Genomic DNA, 19,500 nt, shown 5'->3' with positions numbered 1-19,500 from the left:
TTTAGGCTAAAATTAGATATAAAGGAAGGGAAAAATTATGGCAGCAATATCCGGCGTAATTAAAACAACAGGTGGCCTAGAAGACCTAGAGGCCATTAAAAGTGCAATGACTAAAAGTCTGCAGGGCTATAAAATAGATAAAATTAACGCCCAAACAAATCCAGAATTCGTATTTGTTTCCGGCGAGCAATACTTCACAAAAGAAGATCACTACAGCATCTCCCCATACTATGATGAAAAAAGACAAATCGTCTTTGCCACAGATTGTATGATTGATAATAGGGAAGAATTAATTCCTCTAGTAAAGGAAAATCTTGTAACTGATATGTCAGAATTTTTCAAAGAAAATGAGGCTGATTCAATGTCTGATTCTTTCAAAAAAGCTTGTGAGAAGATTTCTGACCAGGAACTTATCTATGCCGCATACCTAAGCTTTGGTCCAGATTTTCCAAAAAAAGTTTTAGGTATATTTAGCTTTGCAGTTTACCATCTAGATAGCAAGGAATTCTATCTATACACAGACCACACCTCAACTAGAACTATACATTATGCCCTAGATGGGGATTACATCTACTTTGGAACCCTACTTAATAGTATTAAGGCGGCCACAAAGGAAACTACTAAAAAAAACTATAAGCTAAACGAAGAGTGGATTAGCCTAGCTTCTGCCCTTGCAAATCCAGACATGATCTACAAGGTTAATTTGTCTGCCTATGAGGGCATATATACAGTGGAGGCTGGCCATTACATTTTCATAAAAAATGGCAAAATCAAGTCCCACAGCTACTACAATCCTGCAAAGGAAGCCAAGGAAAACAAATTAAAGTATAAAAGTGACAAAGACTGGAGAGAGGCCTTTGTAACTACCCTAAATACTTGCGTGAAATCAGTCCTTAGATCTGAGAAAAATACAGGCTGTACCTTAAGTTCCGGCCTTGATTCTAGCTCTGTTGCCTGCCTTGCCTTAAAGGAACTTAAAAAAGAGGATAAGAAGCTTTATTCCTACACCTCTGTTCCTCTAAAGGACTACCTAGCCAGCGCAGATAGTGACAAATACGCCATCGATGACGAATCCTTTGGCCCAAAGATCATCAAAAAATACTACGATAATCTTGAGCCAAACTTTGTAGATTGTAAGGGAAAAACTGCCTTCTCAGATTTAGAAAATACCATTAAGCTAACTGAACTTCCTCACAAATCCCTAGTTAACTACACTTGGATTAGCGAGATTTACGAGCTTGCAAGTGCCAATGACTGTAAGGTCATGTTAAAGGGTCAGTACGGCAATTCCACAATATCTAACGGCAAGATTTTATCAAGGGTTTATCAGGATTTAAGAAAATGTAAATTTGCCACAGCACTAAAAGAAGCCAAGGCTTTTTGCAACTACCGTAAGGTCTCTAAAAAATACTTCCTTAAGACCTTTTTAAAGACATTTATGAATAAATTCTTCCTAGATATCTCTGCTATAGATGAACATTTTCTAAGGGCAGACTTAATTGAAAAGTACAAGATAAAGCAGCTTATAAAGGAGAATTTCACTAGAGAGGGCGGTAGCTACATGGACTCTAGAAAGCAGTTTGAGCGCTACGTTTACGACACTAGAATCCTACAGCATCTAGGCCTCTTTGACACCCGTCTTAGCCTTATTTATGGCCTTGTTATAAGGGACCCCGCAAAGGATAAACGAATAATCGACTTTTGCTTTAGGGCAGATCCTTCTTGCTTTGTTAAAAATGGTGTGGAGCGCCGCATGGTTAGAGACTATATGAGGGGCATCGTGCCAGATGAAATTCTTGATATTGTAAATCGACGTGGCTTACAAAGTTCTGATTATGCTTACAGAGTAAATCAGGTTTGGAAGCATGAGCTAAAAAGCAAGGTTTTATCTAGCTTAGGAAACCCTTTCCTTTTAGAGTACTTTGATAAAGAAAAAATAGAAAACTTTAAAAAAGAACTAGAGGCGAAAGAGCAGATAAACAGTGACCAAATACAGGAAACTCTATGCTTGGTTAGTCTATCCGAATTTGGAAACCTTGTAAATTAACAAAGTTTCCAACCGCACAAATAGGGCATTTGTGCGAAACTCGTTTTTTATTTCACAAAGATTTAATTCTTACAAAATTGTTAGATTGCTTTACAAATTCCAATCTCATAATATAATAAAAAAGAATTAAGAAATAAAAGGAGGGACTTCATTATGAAGACATGGACAAAGCCAGAATTAGAAGTATTAGCTATTGAAGAAACAGCACAGGGTAAGGTTATTAAGGCTACTTTCGATGCTATCAGAACAGATGAAAATGGTAACCTTTGGGCTAGCTTCCCATCAGGAGCTGAAGAATAAGATTTAGCTAATTATTAAATTAATGATTTAATGAAATTAAAATGAAGAAGATTTAAAACGGAGGATTTTACAATGAGAACTTGGACAACACCAGAATTAGAAGTATTAGAAATTACAGAAACAGCACAGGGTAAGGTTATTAAGGCTACTTACGATGCTATTAGAACAGATGAAAATGGTAACCTTTGGGTTAGCTTCCCATCAGGTGCAGAAGAATAATTAATAACTTACAAAATCGTTAGAAAGCTTTACAACTACTGTATTTATGCTACATTAATTGTGATGTTTTTTAATAAGGAGGAAGTTATATTATGAAAACTTGGATAACACCTAGAGTAGAAGAACTTGAAATTGTAGAGACAGCACAGGGAAAAAGCATTAAGCCATCTTTCGATGCATTTAGAATCGATGAGAATGGTAACCTTTGGGCAAGCTTTGAATCTTAAGTTTAATATTTAACTTCGTAGTAAAGGAGATTCAATTATGAAGAATTGGAAGACACCTGCAATCGAAGAATTTGAGATTAAGGATACAGCATGTGACCGTGGATACGGCTATGAACAACCAACAACTAGCTGCAATAACTCTGGAAATTACGTAGATATTTCAGGTTGGGCAGAAGAAGTTAGTGGAGATAACTGTTCTGGTTTCAATATTTATGGTTTCTTCGGTAAGGGTTGGATTTGGTAATTTTCTATGAAATTTTTATAGACTTTTTACTTAGTGGAAACTATAATTGGAAGGGCTTTAATTAAGCCCTTCTATTTTTTTCTAAAAATCATTTAACTTGGAGGAACTAGTGAATAAATTTTTTTCAAAACTAGCAAAGATAAAATCTAAGAAAGAATATATCAGCTGGTTATTTTCATACTCGAAACCTTACATTCCAAGAATCATCTTGGTTATGTTTTTTAATATTATGGCCACAGTCTTTTCTATACTTATGGCTCTTTTATCAAAGACCATTATAGATTCAGCAACAGGTGGCAACATTATTGCCTGGGCTATTGGCATTTACTTTATTATGATCTTTGTAAACATCGCCTTTACGGTGGCTAATAGTCTCGTTTCAATAATGCTTAACGAGCGCTTTTCATTTGGCATAAGAAAGCAAGTCTATGAGAAGATTATTCATGCTCATTGGATGGATATAAAAGAATATCACACAGGGGATTTAATGACCCGTTTTACAAGTGATGCAGGAAATGTTGCAGACGGTATCGTCAATACAATACCAACAATCATCGAGCTTTTCTTTGAACTTTGTGCAACCTTCTTTACTCTCTTTTATTATGAGCCACTTCTTGCTATATTTGCCATTATTCTAGCGCCTCTCTCAGCTTTAATAAGCTATGCTTTTGCTAGGAAAATGCACAAATACCAAAAGAAGGTGCAAGAATCAGAATCTGCTTATCGTTCCTTTGTTCAGGAAAGCCTTGCTAACTTACTTATTGTAAAGGCCTTCACAATCGAAGATGAAGCAGTAGATAGACTTACAAATTTACGTGATAACAGATTTAAGTGGGTATTAAAGCGTGCCGAGGTTGGTATTGCCAGCTCATCAGCCCTTAATTTTGCCTTCCAGTTTGGCTATATCGCAGCATTTGCCTTTGGTGCCATTCAGTTATCAAATAACTCAATTACATACGGTACAATGTCGATTTTCCTTACTCTTGTTAATAGAGTTCAAGCTCCAATCATTAACCTTGCACAGCAGCTACCTAAGATTGTTTCTATCTTTACTTCTGCTGGCCGAATCATTGAGCTTGAGGACATTAAGACAGAAGACCGTTTACCAAACAAGATTGACTCAACAAATGTTGGAGTAAAGCTTGATAATGTAAACTTTGGTTACACAGAAAAAGACTTTGTCCTTGAAGATGTGAATTTAGACATCAAGCCTGGTGAATTCGTTGCCATCGTTGGTGAATCAGGTATTGGTAAAACAACTCTTGTAAGACTTATTATGAGTTTTATGAACCAAGCAAGCGGCCTAATTTCTTTTTATAATAAAGAAAATGAATCAGAGCCCGCCAACGCTTCTACAAGAGAGTTCATTTCCTACGTCCCACAGGGTAACACACTTTTTAGCGGCACAATCCGCGAAAATATCCAAATGGGCAATTATAATGCCACAGAAGAAGAAATCCTTGAGGCCGTTAAAATGGCCGCTGCAGATAGCTTTATAAGCGAGCTTCCAAAGGGCATTGATACAGTTATTGGGGAAAGAGGTCACGGTATCTCAGAAGGACAGGCACAGCGAGTAGCCATCGCAAGAGCCTTAGTTCGTAAGGCGCCTTTCCTAGTTTTAGATGAAGCCACTTCATCCCTTGATGAAAAGACTGAAATCAAAGTCTTAGAAGGCATCAAAAAACTAAGCCCAAGACCAACTTGCCTTCTCATCACTCATAGACCAAGTGTCCTAAAATACTGTGATAGAGAAATTAAGATTGAGAATAAACATACTATTTAATATATAAGAAGACAGCCAAAGCATTATATTGCCTTGGCTGTCTTCTTATGTCTTATTTTTTTCAATTCATTTCTAAACATAGAACTTAGCAACAGTAGTATAGTCGCTACCATCTCCACCAGTAACAAAGACCTGGCCGCATCGTAACCATGCGTGAGCTACCATCTTGCCTGTTTCATCCTTGCCAATGCCAAGATACATCGTAGAGTGAACATGTCTCTTCTTTAAAAGATACTGGGCTGTCCAAGCTCTGCACAAGCACTTAGTCTCCCAAGGAGCTTTAGTTGTAACTCTAGCAACTCTATCTCCCACATGCATTGCAAGCTTAAGATTTTCAAGATCCTCTTTTTCAGGGGATTCCACGCCTCTCGTTCCAAATCTTTCCTCTAGCTTTTTAGCCGGAATCTTATAGATACATTTAAAATAATAAGCAGAAACTATAACTGCCTGAATAGTCATTAACTTCTCATGATTCTTAAAAATAAAGTTAAAACATAGCTCAAATAATCGTTTAATCTTTCTCATTATCAAAACCTCATTAAAATAAAATAATGTGTAAAAATTTTACCATATATGTCTGGAAAATACATCTAAAAATTTCACAGATTTTCAACGAAAGTCAGGGAATATCAATATTAGTTTTATTTACTAATAATGAAAATTTTTTATCAATTTTAAATTGACATTTTTTTAAAATAAAGTATTATATAATAAGAAAAAATTTTATGTTTTTTTGATCTCACATATTTATTTGAGGAGGAACTTATGGATAAAAGCACTAGAATCCATTTGACAAAAAAGCTTGAGGTTGCCGAACTTGATGGCGACAAGGCAATGATTGATTTTGAAACTGGTAAATACTTCCTTTTAAAAGGCGCAGCTAATGAAATTTGGGATATAATCCAAGAAGATACAAAGGTTGAAGATATAGTATTAAATCTAAGAGCACAGTACGACGTCTCAGAAGACGAGTGCTTAAGTGCAACAATTAGTTTCTTAGAAAATCTTAAAAAATTAGGCTTTATTGAAGCTAAATAAGATAAGGATAAAAATAAGACCCCTGCAATTTTGCAGGGGTCTTATTTTATCCTTATTGTATTTATACATGTCCCATTTTTACAAGTCTAAAGCTTATATGTTTTATTTCACAGATCTACTTTATTAGGGGAAGTTCTATAAAAAACTTACTTCCAACCCCTAATTCACTTTCGCAGTAAACCTTTCCCTTGTGATGCTCAATAATGGATTTCACAATGGCAAGGCCAAGTCCGCTACCTGTAACCGACTCTGGAGTTCTTGCATTTGAAACTGTGTAAGATCTATCAAAAATCTTTGCTACATCTTCCTTAGCAATGCCAAGCCCTGTATCTTCGATGCAAATAACAAGCTTTCTCCTTTTTATATAAGCATCTAATTTAATGCTATCGCCCTCATTTGAGTACTTAAATGCATTTATGAATAAATTGTCCAATGTACGGGTAAAAGTGTCTATATCAATGCTACAGAAGGCTTCAAGGTCATAGCCAATTAAATACTCTAGCTTTCTTGTCTTAAAACGACTGTCCTCCAAGAGATAAATGTAATATTCCTTGAGAAAATTCTTCATGTTGACCCTCTCAAAACTATATCTGTGAGAAGGATTATCTAGAGAAGTGAGGTAGAACAAGTCCTGAATTAAATTTTCCAAAACTGTGCTACGTCTATCAAGCATGGCAACAATAGAGTGAAATTCCTCAGAACTTGGCATTTCCTCACCCTCAAAGGTATTAAGGTAATCAACTGCATTTCTAATTGCAGTCATTGGCGCCCTTAAATCATGAGAAATGTTTGCAAGCATCTGATTTCTAATCTTATGCTCATTAGAAAGCTGCTTGTTTGCCTTCGCCAACTTCAAAGTCAAATCCTTAACCTGGGAAATCTCTGGTTGTGTAAAAACGTTCTTCTGCATAATTCCTCCCTATTAATCCAACTCTCTAGCCATCAATCTCTTATAAAATGTATTCTCCCCGCTAGTTTCCTTCTCAGAAAACTTATTACTAAGCTTATGAACATCCGTCATGCTCTTTAAAAGCTCCCACTTAAGCTCGTCAAATTCCTCGCCCATGTAACTTGCAAGAACGTGGGCATTTACCTGACTAACAATTGGCATTTTCTCAAATTCTTCTTTATAGAAATCCACCGCCATAGTCATAAAAAGCATGTTAATAAAGTAGTTTAAATCCCTATCATAATCCTTCCAATAAGCGTATAAAAGCTCCTTTGTGAGATTTAAAATATTGTTATTTGTCTTACTTTTCATAAACCAGTTATTAATTGTCATAATCTCCGGATTAAAGCCAAAATAATAAAAAGAGTAAGCAAAGAAATCCATCTTATCTGTAAATTCTACAAACTTTGAACCCGTCAATAAAACAGTAGAATCAATCCAGTATCCGCCGTATTTTGTCAAAAGCTCGAGTCTTACAAGGTCAGAAAAGTAAGTGTAGCTTATAATTCCTGCTTTCTTCTTTTCTAAAATGTGTCTTGGCATCTCAACGTAATCGCCATAATTTTCCTCAGTAATAATTGTAATTTTTTTACCTGGCAAATGTTTCTTTACCGAATCAACACAAATCTTAACTAGCTCTGGAGCTGCCTCTAAGCCCTGAAACCAACAAATCCAAACCTGATTATTGTTGTCTCTTTTCTCCAAATTTTCCCAAGGTCTATTAGCGCTAACCTTTGCCAAATATTCCTTCTTAAGTCTTTTATAATAAAGCATTCTGTGCTTTTGTCCCATCATAACATTGTAATTAAAGGAAAGATGCTCCCCCTTATATTTTGTCTTTAACATTATGTTGTCATAAATCGAACCCAAAAGCATTCTATCTTTAATCTTATTAATAACCTTACTTGCCATATCTATAATCTAGTCTAAATCTAGTCCTTTCTTAAATGTCTGCTATAATTAATCCTTAAAAGTATAATGCAAAATGAGACCTAACATCAAGATAAAATCCCGATATTAGGTCTCTTTTTTTCATTATTTTATTGAAGCAAGCCCGCCTTCTACTCCACCTTCACGTAGCTACCGCTATCATCTAAATCCACAAAACCAAGTGTGAGAGAGAGTAGTCCTGAATTAAAGTAGCTTGCATACATTTGCTCCTTACAAGCCATGTAGCTATTGTTAATTCCCACACGGACATACTTTGCACCCTCAGGAATTGTGTAGGTTGCCATTAGATTTCCTGAAGAAGAGTTGTTTGTTTGAAGGACGTTCATGTTCTTATCATAGAAGTGAACGTAGTGTACTCTTGCCTGATAGAACTCGCCAGTTACTGATAAAAGCACTGTTAAATATTCGGCGCCCTCTGGAATCTCAACGCCCTTTCCATCAATATCAGTAACAATAGTGCCCCAGTATTTATCTTCCTTTAGGGCGCCGGTTGACTGATTCAAGCTCATCCAAACAAAGCTATCCATTGAATCGTAAGTTGTTTTATTTGAAGTCTCATAAGCTGCTGCATTTACAATAGCTGATAAAACCTCTGTATTTGACTGGCTGTAATCCACACGGTTTACAAGGCCGTAATTATTTAAGTTACCGTCATCCCAGTAGACACATTTTATACCATAAGCCGCTGCACGAGCTACGTAATTACTTGCGGCCTCAGCTCTGTATTCGCTAGGAGAGTAGTTAGGCTTAGTACCAAATTCGCCAATAATTACTGGTGCGCCAATTTCCACAGACCAGTTTGAAATTGGTTCAAATAAGGAATCAATATCCTGGTCAAAGGCAGTAGAGTAGTCGTGAACCTCCACGATTAACTTATCCGTAGCGCTATCTATTGGTAATGAAAATGCATCTCTAAAGCTACTTTCGTAACCATCCAGTAGAGTAGGAACAATTAAAAGTCTTTCTGAATTATTTCCACCAGTTGCTCTAACTGTATCAACGAAAAGCTGATTTAACTGGTTCATTTGATTAGCAGCTGTATCACTGTAATTCCAGCTAAGAGCCACATTATCAACCTCGTTGTAACTCTCAAAAATCAAATGTTCATCATAGTCTGCAAAGTAAGTTGCAATCTCTGTCCAAAGATCCTCGGCGTCTGATAAAACCTGATTAAAGCTGTCCTCTGAAGTACCAGCATAAATAATTGGCTGCTCATGGTGAGTATTTAAAATTACATACATGTCATTTTTAATTGCGTAATCTACAACAGTTTGAACTCTTTCAAACCAGTCATCAATTACCTTAAGATTTCCATTTTCATCAGTATAAGTATTGTAATACCAAGTTACTGGAATTCTAATTGTGTTAAAGCCCTGAGCCTTAACATATTCAATTAAATCCTCAGTTATTACGATATTTCCCCAAGTTGTCTCCTGATTTAAAACCCCAGTGCCTGTTCTATTACCATAATGAGAATCAAGGGAATTACCTAGGTTCCAGCCCACATTCATAGTGTTCATAAATTCTGTAGCTGAAATAGCATTCATTGTTGTGTTGTGTTTATAGCTTGTAAATTCTGTTAAACTAACAGTTTGTTTGTCATTGAAAAATGTTCTGTAATCGCTTTCAGTATAATTTGAAGTGTTTCTCTTAATATAAACTCCTATGTAAGCTGTTGTATCATCTGGTGTAAACATCTCCCCAGACTGGAAACTAGTTGTCTTTACATAAGTTCCATCTTCTGTATATTCCACAATTGTCATTCGTAAATAATGGTTATCTAAATTAACTCTATAAGTGTCTGCTGCCTTTGAAAGATCAAGATAGCAGCTAGTTGCAAGGCTATCGGCACTTACATTAAAACCAGAGCTTGAAAAACTTCCCATCTGGTAATTTGTAAAATCTGCAAAATCAAAATCCTCAATATCAACGCTTTCAAGACCCGTGCAGTAATACTCCGTATTTAAATCGATTGTAAGTCCTGCATCAAGAAGTCCTAAAACATCCACGCCCCAAACGCTAGAAGATAGGTTAAAGGCTACATAGCAAGCATTTTGGGAAGGCTCATACTTACTACCATTAGTTAAATGATCCACATATCTAATAGTATTACCCTCAGAATCGTATTCCACTAGGGCAAGCTGCATGCGGGAATCGTTAACATTTAAATAATAAGCTTTGTCTGCCTGAATAGCATATTTATTTCTAGTACAGTAAACCCCTGAAGCCTGCTCATAATAGCCGCCCCAAGAATAGTAGTGACCGTATCTGTAATTTGATGAATTACTTAAAGTGCCCTTGTGAACCTCACCTGTTAATCTCTCAGCATCCTCTCTAATAGCTTCAAGGTCCTCAATCACTGTAAAATCAATTGCTGTATCAATATGACTAATTAACTCGCTAGTCTCAAGCTCTAAAACCTCCTCGCAAGAATATTCGTAAAGACTGTAAGTTACATATTTTGCAGATTCATCTGCTGTGAAAATGTCACAATTACCTAAGTCCACCGACTTTATGAAGTTCTTATTCTCATCATATTCATTGATAATAAGACGTAGGAAATTGTTTGGCATTGTTATTTTTATAGATCCCTGATTTACTAAATAATAACTATCAAGTCGAATATAATCATTAATATCTTTAACTTGTCCCTTTTCATCAAAAGTTCCAACCACCCATTCAAGACTAGAATCTAGACTAGTAAGTACATTTTCATTAACTACTAAATCCTCATCTACTGCCTGCTCTGGAGTTTCAGGCTCAGGCTCAGTACTTGGTGTTTCCTCAGGAGTCTTTGTATTTTCCTCCTCACCAGCATTTTCTGTAGCTTGAAGACTTAAACTATAAGTTGAATTCTCAAGATAATATCTAAACTGTCCAATGGTTAAGCTATAATCGCTAGCATTGTAGGCTGAAATACTAAGATATTTTGTTTTTTCATTAAAACTTATTGTAGACTTGTTTGTGATTTCATCCCTTTGAATTACATTTTCATTCTCATCTAATTCATTAATAATTAAGCGAAGAGAACTAATATTAGTTTTGTAAACGTAGGTCTTTGAAGGGTCCACAGTTACTAGATTTCTAAGGCACATATAAGATGTGTAATTAAGAATCTTAGAACCGTCAGTACTTATAAGACCTCGCTTCCAAAGTCCCGGATTATTAAGATTTGTCTTACTAACATCACTAGAGTAGTCCGTGATTTTTTCCTGGCTTATTGTAAAACCCTCTGCAAAAAGATCAGAAAATCTAGTGTACGTCATTGAATAATTCGATGGATTGTAAATAGAAACTGTCACATACTTTGTTGTGTCCTTAATTATCACTTCCGAACCATCATAGATAGTATCATCATAACTAACTACGTTAAAATCCGCATCAAACTGAGACACAACTATGTAGTAATTAGAGCTTGAACAAGAAATTTTATAAACTTCTCCGGGAGTAACCCTCATATACTCCTTTGTTGATAGAAATGAATTCCATGCATCATAATGACCATTGCTTTGATAAATACCCTTTTTCCAATTGTAAAAATCGGACAAATTAACATCTTCAAAAAATGTTTCCTCAGTAGTTTCATTTGCTGCCATAGTAAGAGTACTGTTATATGTAAAATTAGTCGTGATAACAGTTGTGGCTACTAAAGCGCAGGCTAGTGCTTTCTTAAAAAAGTTTTTAAGTCTAATCATGTAGAAAAACCTCCTAAGTCAAAAAAATAAAGTCTCGTGTTTCTGGTTTATTACTATCGATTGTTGGCTTAATTAATCTGTAATTCAAATCTAGTCAATTAAGAAAATAGCATCGATACAGGCGATTTAATTGATATTTACTTTGCGTGGAATTCGTATCCTTTAAAACGCACGCTTGTTATCATATCACAAATATTTAAGTATGCGTCTAGTTTTTTACGCAATCTTGATATTTGTACCATGATTGTTTGTCTATCAGTATCAGAATATGTCCCAAATAACTTATTAGATATCTCCTCAAATGTAGTCACCTCTCCATTGTGACTAAGCAATATAACTAAAATCTCATATTCTCTGTTAGATAAACCTATCTCGTCCCCATCACAATAAACCTTATGCGCAAGATAGTTAACTGATAAATGTCCGAATTGTTCAATGGCGCTACTTTTTTCACCTCTACTTTCTTGAATGATTTCTTCCCCTATTAAAGATTTATTATACTGTCTAAATCTTCTCACATTCGCCTGAATTCTGGCATTTATCTCATTTAAACTATAAGGTTTTAAAATGAAGTCGTCTCCACCAACTTCTAAACCTTTTATCTTGTCCTCCTCAGAATCCTTGCCTGTTAAAAACAATATAGGCACATTGGTTAATTTACGCATTCTACTACAAGCTTCAAAGCCATCCATATCCGGCATCATAACATCTAATAAAATGCAATCTACTCTATTCATTTTTAAAATATCAAGGGCATCCTTACTTGAATACGCAGTGTAAACTCTATAATTCTTTTTTTCAAAAAACTTTTTATTCAAATCTATAACTTCTGAATCATCATCCACAAGAAGTACTGTAATATTATCCATAGTTTCCTCCTAAGGTCAGTAATCCCATAATAAAACAGTTATTAAAATAATGCAATTGCTTTTTTAGTTTTTCTTGATAAAGGACGTTGTTTATCATATAATATATTTATATAGTATGTGAATAATTTGATACATTTTCAAAATCTTACCAACAGTTAGAGGTATATTATGGCAATAATTATCGCAAAAATTGAGGAAACAATTATAGCCTATGTAATCATGCTTATATTAGGCGTTCATATAATCTTAACAACGAAAAAATCACGTTTACAAGGTAAGGTATTGTCCTATATTGGCATTGTACATTTATACTACATTTCTTATATATTAACTTTACTTAGCTTTACTGTGTTTAAACACAACTTCAAACCATATTTTTATTTATCTGAAATTTTAAAATTCATCTCGATTATTGGAATTAGTATATTTACCTTTACCACTATTATTTATCTCTTACATTCAAAACTATTTGATAAGAGATTTGTTGAATACATTGCAGCAATAACACTAACTATATCTATCACTTTATATGTCAGCACGCCATTTAGTGGACTAATTTTTAAAATTGATGAAAATATGCAATATATTCGTGGTCCTCTTTATTTATTTCCATATTTGATATCTTTAGTATACTATGTTTTCATTCTAATAGTAATAGTAAATTGTATAAAAACTGCATATGATAAAAATGAAAAGAAATTTGCCTTTATGTTTATTGCTTTTATTATGGTTCCTTTAGTAGGTCAATCCGTATCAAGAGCTGTAAATGTGCCAATTCTAGAAATTAGTTTGGCCATTACATTTTTAATATTCTATTTGGACTTTTCAAAAAGAAATGTGTCTACAGACTCTCTAACTGGCCTAAATAACAGGCGTTTTCTTATAACTGATCTCTACAGCTTAATGAGGCGCAAAAATAGAGATAAGCTGGTTTTACTTATGATTGATGCCAATGATTTTAAAAAGATTAATGATAATTTCGGACATCAAGAAGGGGATAAAAGTCTAATAAGGATTGGACAAGCCCTAGAGCAGTGCACATATTTTCTTAAGCATTGCACTGTTGCAAGATACGGGGGCGATGAGTTTATCATTGCCTTTATTGAAAGGCAGAATAACGACGGGCGCCTAATTGCCTACACCATTACAAAGACCCTTGAAAAGATTAATCAAGAGGAAAATGCAAAATCCGACGTTACGATTTCAATTGGAATTGAAAACTACAAAGAGGAATATTTAACTCCAGAGGAGTTTATAAAAGCGGCAGATGATGCCCTTTACGAAATAAAGAAGGAGAAGTATACATGGAAGAATTTCACTTAGTTTCAATTGAACAAGCTATTATATCCATTATAATCTTAATAATTATAGCCATTGACTTAAGTCGAACCTTTAGGCGTTCTATGCTTAGATCTAGACTTTTGGCTTTTATTGTAATAAACATCTTTTATTTAACTTTTAATTGTATAATTGATGATATAAATATTTACGAAAGCGACTCAAAGTTTTTTATTTACAGCATCTGGATAATTTACTATTCTCTTGAGATTAGTCTTCGTGCCTCACTGTTTTTATGCATGGAGTATTTAATGCGCTCAAAAATCTCCATTTCTACAAAAATAGAATATGTATGCTTAATTTTCCATTTCATTACTTTGTTTTTAATCATTTCCACTCCTTTTACGAATTTAATTTTCTACGTAGGCAAGGATTTAAAAATAGTTTATATGCCATTGTACTTTTTAGTTGACTTTACATCATACTTTTACCTGATTATAAGCGTGCTAAGGGGCACTTACTGCGCAATTATTACACCAAATAATAGGGAGAGAAGAATTTACATACTGATGCTCATTTTCCTTGCATTACCTTATGTTACCTTATTTAGTAAACTCGATCTCTGGGATGGTACAACCGCCATTTCAATCCTTATCTTTTACTTGATTATTCAGCATGAAAATATATCTAAAGACCCGCTTACAAACCTAAACGACAGAACATATCTTAATCAGGATATTGAGAAAATGTTGGCCTCAAACTTAAGGAAACGTACGGCTCTTTTAATGATTGACGGGGACCACTTTAAACAAATTAATGATAATTATGGACATCTTGAAGGGGATAAGAGTTTAATAAGACTAGCAAAAGCCATTACTGAGGGCACTAAAAATCTCCGCTTTGTATCTACTGCTAGATATGGCGGAGATGAATTTGTTGTGTGTTTTATTGAAAATTATGATAGGGAAGCTGAGGTAGTTGCCTCACGAATCTCATCAAAGCTTAAAGAGCTTAACATCATGTCTAATAGCGGCTATGAATTTAACGTTTCTATTGGCATTGCAAAATATGACGACACCATAAAGAATGCCAAGGACTTTATAGAAGCTGCCGACGCCAAGCTCTACGATGTCAAAAATAGTAGAGAAAACTAATTAGATTTCGTAACGTCTGAGTTCGCAGTTTTTCATCTTACATGCTGCAAACTCTTCATTTGTCATATCGTGAAAATAGCTCTCTACCATACGAATTATGCCATTATGAGCCACTAAAAGATAAACCTTTTGGGGCTCTTTTTTTATATCTTCTAAAAGAGAGTAGATTCTGTGAGCACATTTTAACATAGATTCTCCGCCCTCAAAGGAATTAACAAAGTTTTCCTTGGCCTTTGCAAATTCAAGACCATCTCTTGGAGTTCCCTCGTACTTGCCGAAATTTTGCTCCATAAGTCTTTCTTCTTTTCTTGCTGGGATTCCAGTGATTTCGGAAATGTGTAGGGCAGTGTCCCTAGCTCTAATTAAAGGTGAGTAGATGATTTCATCAATCTTTATATTTTCCTTCTTAATCATTTCCCCAAGTTCAATTGCCTGCTTGTGACCAAGCTCAGTCAGCTCCACGTCTGTGCTGCCACAAATCTTATTGGCCACATTCCAAACGGTCTGACCATGTCTAGTATAGTAAAAAACTGCCATAACGCCTCCTAATTTTCCATCCTTAATTTGCTTCTTTTTTCGTTCTTGAAATTCCAACTTTATTGGAATTCTAACGTTCTTGAAATTCTAAAATCAAAAGAGCCAGAGATAAATTCCTTACCTCTGACTCATTTTAACATATATTTACCTGATTAACTAATGATTTAGGCAAAAGCTCATTTTATAAAAGAGCTCTATAAAGGCCTTCGATTTCTTCTACTGTTGGCTGCTTTGGATTTCCTGGGAAACAAGCATCAGCGTGTGCTGACTCTGCAAGGAAATGTACATCCTCATCCTTAACGATATCCTTTAAATCCTTAGGAATTCCAACATCTGCAGAAAGCTTAGCAACAGCATCAACGGCTGCCTTTCTGTACTCGTCCTGAGACATATTTTCAGTACCTTCTACACCCATTGCCTTAGCAATATCTCTAAACTTCTCGCCTGTAGCATCAGCGTTGTAAGCCATGATAGATGGGAGAAGAATTGCATTTGCCACACCATGAGGTGTATCGTATACAGCACCTAGTGGGTGAGCCATTGAGTGAACCAAGCCAAGACCTACATTAGAGAAGCCCATACCTGCTACATACTGGCCAAGTGCCATGCCTTCTCTGCCTTCTGGCTTATTCTCAACAGCAGCTCTTAAGTGCTTAGAAATAAGCTCGATTGCCTTTAAATGGAACATGTCTGATAATTCCCAAGCTCCATTAGTAATATATCCTTCAATTGCATGTGTTAAAGCATCCATGCCTGTTGCAGCTGTTAAGCCCTTTGGCATTGATGACATCATGTCTGGATCAACAACAGCCACGATTGGAATATCCTTAGGATCAACACATACCATCTTACGATTCTTTTCAGCATCAGTAATTACGTAGTTAATTGTAACCTCAGCTGCAGTACCAGCAGTAGTTGGAACTGCGATAATTGGAACTGATGGTTTCTTTGTATCAGCTACACCTTCAAGGCTTCTAACGTCTGCAAAATCTGGATTGTTAATAATAATTCCGATTGCCTTTGCAGTATCCATTGATGAACCGCCACCAATTGCGATGATGTAGTCAGTTCCAGCCTTCTTAAAGCTTTCAACACCTGTCTGTACATTTTCAATAGTTGGATTAGGCTTAATGTTAGAATATAATTCATAAGCTAAACCAGCACCATCAAGCACGTCTAATACCTTCTTAGTTACCCCAAATTTTACTAAGTCTGGATCAGAGCAGACAAATGCCTTCTTAAAACCTCTTTCCTTAACTTCAGTTGCAATCTCCTTGATTGCGCCTGCCCCATGATAAGAACGTTCATTAAGTACAAATCTGTTTGCCATATAAAAACCTCCACTTATATTATTTATTTGACAATGCCACTAAATCATGTCGTTTTTGCACAAAAATATTAGTTGTCACCCGTCAAATCCTTCTAGTTAATATTTTAACACTTTTTGAATATAGTACAAGTATTTTAAGGCAAGTTTTAAAAATTATTTTTATATATCTTTTTATCTGATTTCCCTTATGAAAATGTAGTATTTGCCTGTTTTTCCAAAAAAAGTAAAGTAATACTTTGCCTCTGCTTTACAGTTAGTGATAAAGAACTTATAATTAGCCAAAAAGTGTTGGATAACAAACTAAAGATTTCAATTAATTTCTAATAGCTAATGGAATTTAAGTAAGTTACCTGATAGGAAAGGAATAAAAAATGAGATATAAATTAGCTGTCTTTGATTTAGATGGAACCCTTCTTGATACCTTAAAGGATCTTTGGGCTTCAGTAAATGTAATACTTAAGGCTCACAACCATCCTGAAAGAAGTCTTGAAGAAATCCGACAATTTGTTGGTAACGGTTCTGTAAAACTTATAGAAAGAGCAGTGCCAGCAGGTACAAGTAAAGAAGAAGAAAAAATCATCCACGATGAATATAAGGAATATTATGACAAGCATTGTAACGACTTAACTAAGGCTTACGATGGTATTTTAGATGTCCTAAAAGTTCTTAAAAATAATGGAGTAAAACTTGCCATTCTTTCAAATAAGCCAAACTTTACAGTGGAAAAGCTTAATGATATTTACTTTGAAGGTCTTTTTGAAATCGCAAGAGGCTCTCTTCCTGAGGTTGCTGTAAAGCCAGCACCAGACTCGCTTTTAAGAATTCTAGAGGAGTTAAAGATTGCAAAGGAGGATACTGTTTACATCGGCGACTCAGATGTTGATGTAAATACAGCTAAAAACGCAGGGGTTGATGAAATCGCCGTTACCTGGGGCTTTAGAGATAAGGACTTTTTAGAGGCAAACGGAGCCACAACATTTGCAAATAAATGCGAGGAACTTCTAGATTTAATCTAGTTATATAGTTCTTAAATGTAATTAAAGATGTAATCTGCCTGTTTACAGGTATTTTTTTAGCCCAATGTTATGCGATACATTTTTTTAAAAAAATTTTGCACAATCTATTATAAGGTTATATAATATTTTATGTGTCTTAATCCGGTGGAGATTTTAAATACATTTTCATCCAAATATGAAGATTATTTATGAAAAATCTCGACCAAGTTTATGGAGGTAAAAAGAATGAGTATTAGAATTGGTATTCTAGGTTATGGTAACCTCGCTCGTGGAGTTGAGAGTGCCATTAGACAAAACGATGATCTTGAACTTGTTGCTGTATTTACAAGAAGAGATCCAAAGACTGTAACTATAAAGACTGAAGGCGTTCCAGTTGATTCAGTTGATAATGTAGAAAGCTATGTTGATAAGATTGATGTCTTAGTATTAGCTGGTGGTTCTGCAACTGATTTACCAGAGCAGACTCCTAAGTACGCTAAGTTATTCAACGTAATCGACAGTTTCGATACACATGCAAGAATTCCTGAGCATTTTGCAAATGTTGATGCTTCAGCTAAGGAATCTAAGCACGTTGGAATCATCTCTATGGGATGGGATCCAGGTATGTTCTCACTTCTTCGTATGATTTCAACTTCTGTTTTACCAGAGGGTGAAAACTACACATTCTGGGGTCGTGGTGTTAGCCAGGGTCACTCAGATGCTATTAGAAGAATTGATGGCGTTGTTGATGCTAGACAGTACACAGTTCCTATTGAAGCTGCTGTTGAAAGAGTACGTTCAGGTGAAAACCCAGAACTTACAACAAGAGAAAAGCATTTAAGAGAATGCTATGTTGTAGCAGAAGAAGGCGCTGACCTTGCTCGTATCGAGAAGGAAATCAAGGAAATGCCTAACTACTTTGCAGATTACGATACAACTGTAAACTTCATCTCTGAAGAAGAATTAAAAAAGAACCATTCAGGTCTTCCACACGGTGGTTTCGTACTTAGAAGTGGTGTTACAGGCTTTGACAAGGAACATAAGCACATCATCGAATACAAGCTTACACTTGATTCAAACCCAGAATTTACAGGTTCTGTAATTGCAGCTTATGCAAGAGCAGCTTACAAGCTAGCTAATGAAGGTTCATTTGGTTGTAAGACAGTATTTGATATTGCTCCTTCATACATCAGCCCACTTTCAGGTGAGGAATTAAGAAAGCACTTATTATAATTTCATTTCGGTGGAATTGTAGTGGAATGGAGGCTCCCAGCGAAAGCTGGGAGCTTTTTTAGTGGTGTTTTGTGTTTATCCGGGAATTTTGGCATATTCTCGGGGATTTTGTCGTTTATCCGGGAATTTTGTCGTTTATCCGGGAATTTGGGCATATTTTCGGGAATTTTGTCGCCAGAATTCTAATTTTACTTTGATTTGTGGTCAAAACTTGCTATTTACTGTTTTACAGGCACAAGAATTGTTCTCTTTATTTAATTACCCTATAATTCCTTGTGACTTTTATTTAGTGATTTGCTTCCTATAAGCACAAAGCAACTTGCTTAGTCCCTTCAGGCTTATGTAGAGTAGTGACTTTTTTCTCACTTTTATTAATTTGCAGCCACATTATGTCCAATTTTTACAAAAGCATTTAAGAAAGGTCTGTGGCTATAAAAGCTAGATAAGTAGAATATAGTCACACAGCTAATAAAGAATAATAAAAGCAAGTAAAAATGAAGACAAGATTATAGTAATTTATAAAATGTCGTTTTTATCAATAATTTACAAACTGTCTTTTTTCGTATTTTACGCAATTTTTTTCAAAAATACTGTTGACAAAAAATGTCTGACCATGTATTATTAAACACGTGCTGCGGCACACAACAAATT

Annotated in this window: 18 protein-coding genes; 11 read left to right on the top strand and 7 right to left on the bottom strand. The window is 35.2% G+C overall.

All coding sequences use genetic code 11. The features are described 5' to 3' along the window. Window positions 1-37: 37 nt before the first annotated feature. From QVA17_RS01635 to QVA17_RS01610, 6 genes are all read left to right on the top strand, one after another. Complete coding sequence (locus tag QVA17_RS01635; protein WP_287385997.1) at window positions 38-2,047, top strand: asparagine synthetase B family protein; 2,010 nt, start codon at window positions 38-40, stop codon at window positions 2,045-2,047. A gap of 153 nt (window positions 2,048-2,200) precedes the next feature. Then, entirely contained in the window at window positions 2,201-2,347 is a 147-nt protein-coding gene (locus QVA17_RS01630) for a paeninodin family lasso peptide (protein WP_287385996.1), read from the top strand. A 72-nt stretch (window positions 2,348-2,419) separates the two neighbouring features. Then, complete coding sequence (locus tag QVA17_RS01625) at window positions 2,420-2,566, top strand: paeninodin family lasso peptide (RefSeq protein WP_287385995.1); 147 nt, start codon at window positions 2,420-2,422, stop codon at window positions 2,564-2,566. A gap of 92 nt (window positions 2,567-2,658) precedes the next feature. Continuing rightward, on the top strand, window positions 2,659-2,793 hold the full coding sequence (locus QVA17_RS01620; protein WP_278244400.1) for a hypothetical protein: 135 nt from the start codon (window positions 2,659-2,661) through the stop codon (window positions 2,791-2,793). Between the two features lie 37 nt (window positions 2,794-2,830). Continuing rightward, a complete protein-coding gene (locus tag QVA17_RS01615; RefSeq protein ID WP_287385991.1) occupies window positions 2,831-3,037 on the top strand; it encodes a hypothetical protein in 207 nt (68 codons plus the stop codon). Window positions 3,038-3,146: 109 nt separating this feature from the next. Next, window positions 3,147-4,820 (top strand): ABC transporter ATP-binding protein, encoded by a 1,674-nt coding sequence (locus QVA17_RS01610; protein ID WP_287385990.1) that lies wholly within the window; start codon window positions 3,147-3,149, stop codon window positions 4,818-4,820. A 72-nt stretch (window positions 4,821-4,892) separates the two neighbouring features. Here QVA17_RS01610 and QVA17_RS01605 read toward each other — a convergent pair whose 3' ends face one another. Further along, on the bottom strand, window positions 4,893-5,345 hold the full coding sequence (locus QVA17_RS01605; RefSeq protein ID WP_034245987.1) for a lasso peptide biosynthesis B2 protein: 453 nt from the start codon (window positions 5,343-5,345) through the stop codon (window positions 4,893-4,895). A gap of 240 nt (window positions 5,346-5,585) precedes the next feature. Here QVA17_RS01605 and QVA17_RS01600 point away from each other — a divergent pair, with 240 nt between their 5' ends. Further along, the gene (locus QVA17_RS01600) at window positions 5,586-5,858 is read left to right on the top strand and encodes a PqqD family peptide modification chaperone (protein ID WP_287385988.1); all 273 of its coding nucleotides are present in this window, start codon (window positions 5,586-5,588) and stop codon (window positions 5,856-5,858) included. A 115-nt stretch (window positions 5,859-5,973) separates the two neighbouring features. Here the strand turns inward: QVA17_RS01600 and QVA17_RS01595 are convergent, their stop codons facing one another. From QVA17_RS01595 to QVA17_RS01580, 4 genes are all read right to left on the bottom strand, one after another. After that, on the bottom strand, window positions 5,974-6,768 hold the full coding sequence (locus tag QVA17_RS01595) for a sensor histidine kinase (protein WP_287385986.1): 795 nt from the start codon (window positions 6,766-6,768) through the stop codon (window positions 5,974-5,976). 12 nt (window positions 6,769-6,780) lie between these two features. After that, window positions 6,781-7,719, bottom strand: a complete 939-nt coding sequence (locus QVA17_RS01590) for a capsular polysaccharide synthesis protein (protein ID WP_287385984.1) — start codon at window positions 7,717-7,719, stop codon at window positions 6,781-6,783. Window positions 7,720-7,868: 149 nt separating this feature from the next. Further along, window positions 7,869-11,453: a glycoside hydrolase family 5 protein gene (locus tag QVA17_RS01585; protein ID WP_287385982.1), complete on the bottom strand. Its 3,585-nt coding sequence runs from the start codon at window positions 11,451-11,453 to the stop codon at window positions 7,869-7,871. Between the two features lie 137 nt (window positions 11,454-11,590). Then, on the bottom strand, window positions 11,591-12,322 hold the full coding sequence (locus QVA17_RS01580; protein WP_027431627.1) for a response regulator transcription factor: 732 nt from the start codon (window positions 12,320-12,322) through the stop codon (window positions 11,591-11,593). 168 nt (window positions 12,323-12,490) lie between these two features. On the opposite strand from QVA17_RS01580, the gene QVA17_RS01575 reads away from it, so the two are divergent. Both QVA17_RS01575 and QVA17_RS01570 read left to right on the top strand, forming a co-directional pair. Continuing rightward, complete coding sequence (locus tag QVA17_RS01575; RefSeq protein WP_287385981.1) at window positions 12,491-13,645, top strand: GGDEF domain-containing protein; 1,155 nt, start codon at window positions 12,491-12,493, stop codon at window positions 13,643-13,645. Window positions 13,646-14,049: 404 nt separating this feature from the next. Further along, window positions 14,050-14,754 carry a GGDEF domain-containing protein gene (locus tag QVA17_RS01570; RefSeq protein ID WP_287385980.1) on the top strand — a complete coding sequence of 235 codons (705 nt, stop codon included), beginning with the start codon at window positions 14,050-14,052 and terminating at the stop codon, window positions 14,752-14,754. Here the strand turns inward: QVA17_RS01570 and QVA17_RS01565 are convergent, their stop codons facing one another. Together QVA17_RS01565 and fucO are read right to left on the bottom strand one after the other, a co-directional pair. Beyond that, complete coding sequence (locus tag QVA17_RS01565; protein WP_103953010.1) at window positions 14,755-15,291, bottom strand: histidine phosphatase family protein; 537 nt, start codon at window positions 15,289-15,291, stop codon at window positions 14,755-14,757. 181 nt (window positions 15,292-15,472) lie between these two features. Next, window positions 15,473-16,621 (bottom strand): lactaldehyde reductase, encoded by a 1,149-nt coding sequence (fucO, locus tag QVA17_RS01560; RefSeq protein ID WP_287385977.1) that lies wholly within the window; start codon window positions 16,619-16,621, stop codon window positions 15,473-15,475. Between the two features lie 371 nt (window positions 16,622-16,992). Between fucO and QVA17_RS01555 the strand changes: the two genes are divergently transcribed. Next, window positions 16,993-17,637 carry an HAD family hydrolase gene (locus QVA17_RS01555; protein ID WP_287385976.1) on the top strand — a complete coding sequence of 215 codons (645 nt, stop codon included), beginning with the start codon at window positions 16,993-16,995 and terminating at the stop codon, window positions 17,635-17,637. Between the two features lie 225 nt (window positions 17,638-17,862). Continuing rightward, window positions 17,863-18,849, top strand: coding sequence for a diaminopimelate dehydrogenase (locus QVA17_RS01550; RefSeq protein ID WP_287385974.1), 987 nt, complete (start codon window positions 17,863-17,865; stop codon window positions 18,847-18,849). Window positions 18,850-19,500 lie beyond the last annotated feature (651 nt).

Source organism: Lachnospira sp. (assembly GCF_016290755.1).
Classification (GTDB): domain Bacteria; phylum Bacillota; class Clostridia; order Lachnospirales; family Lachnospiraceae; genus Lachnospira; species Lachnospira multipara.
The sequence above is the reverse complement of the archived record's forward strand: the minus strand, read 5'-3'. Positions and strand labels throughout refer to the sequence as shown.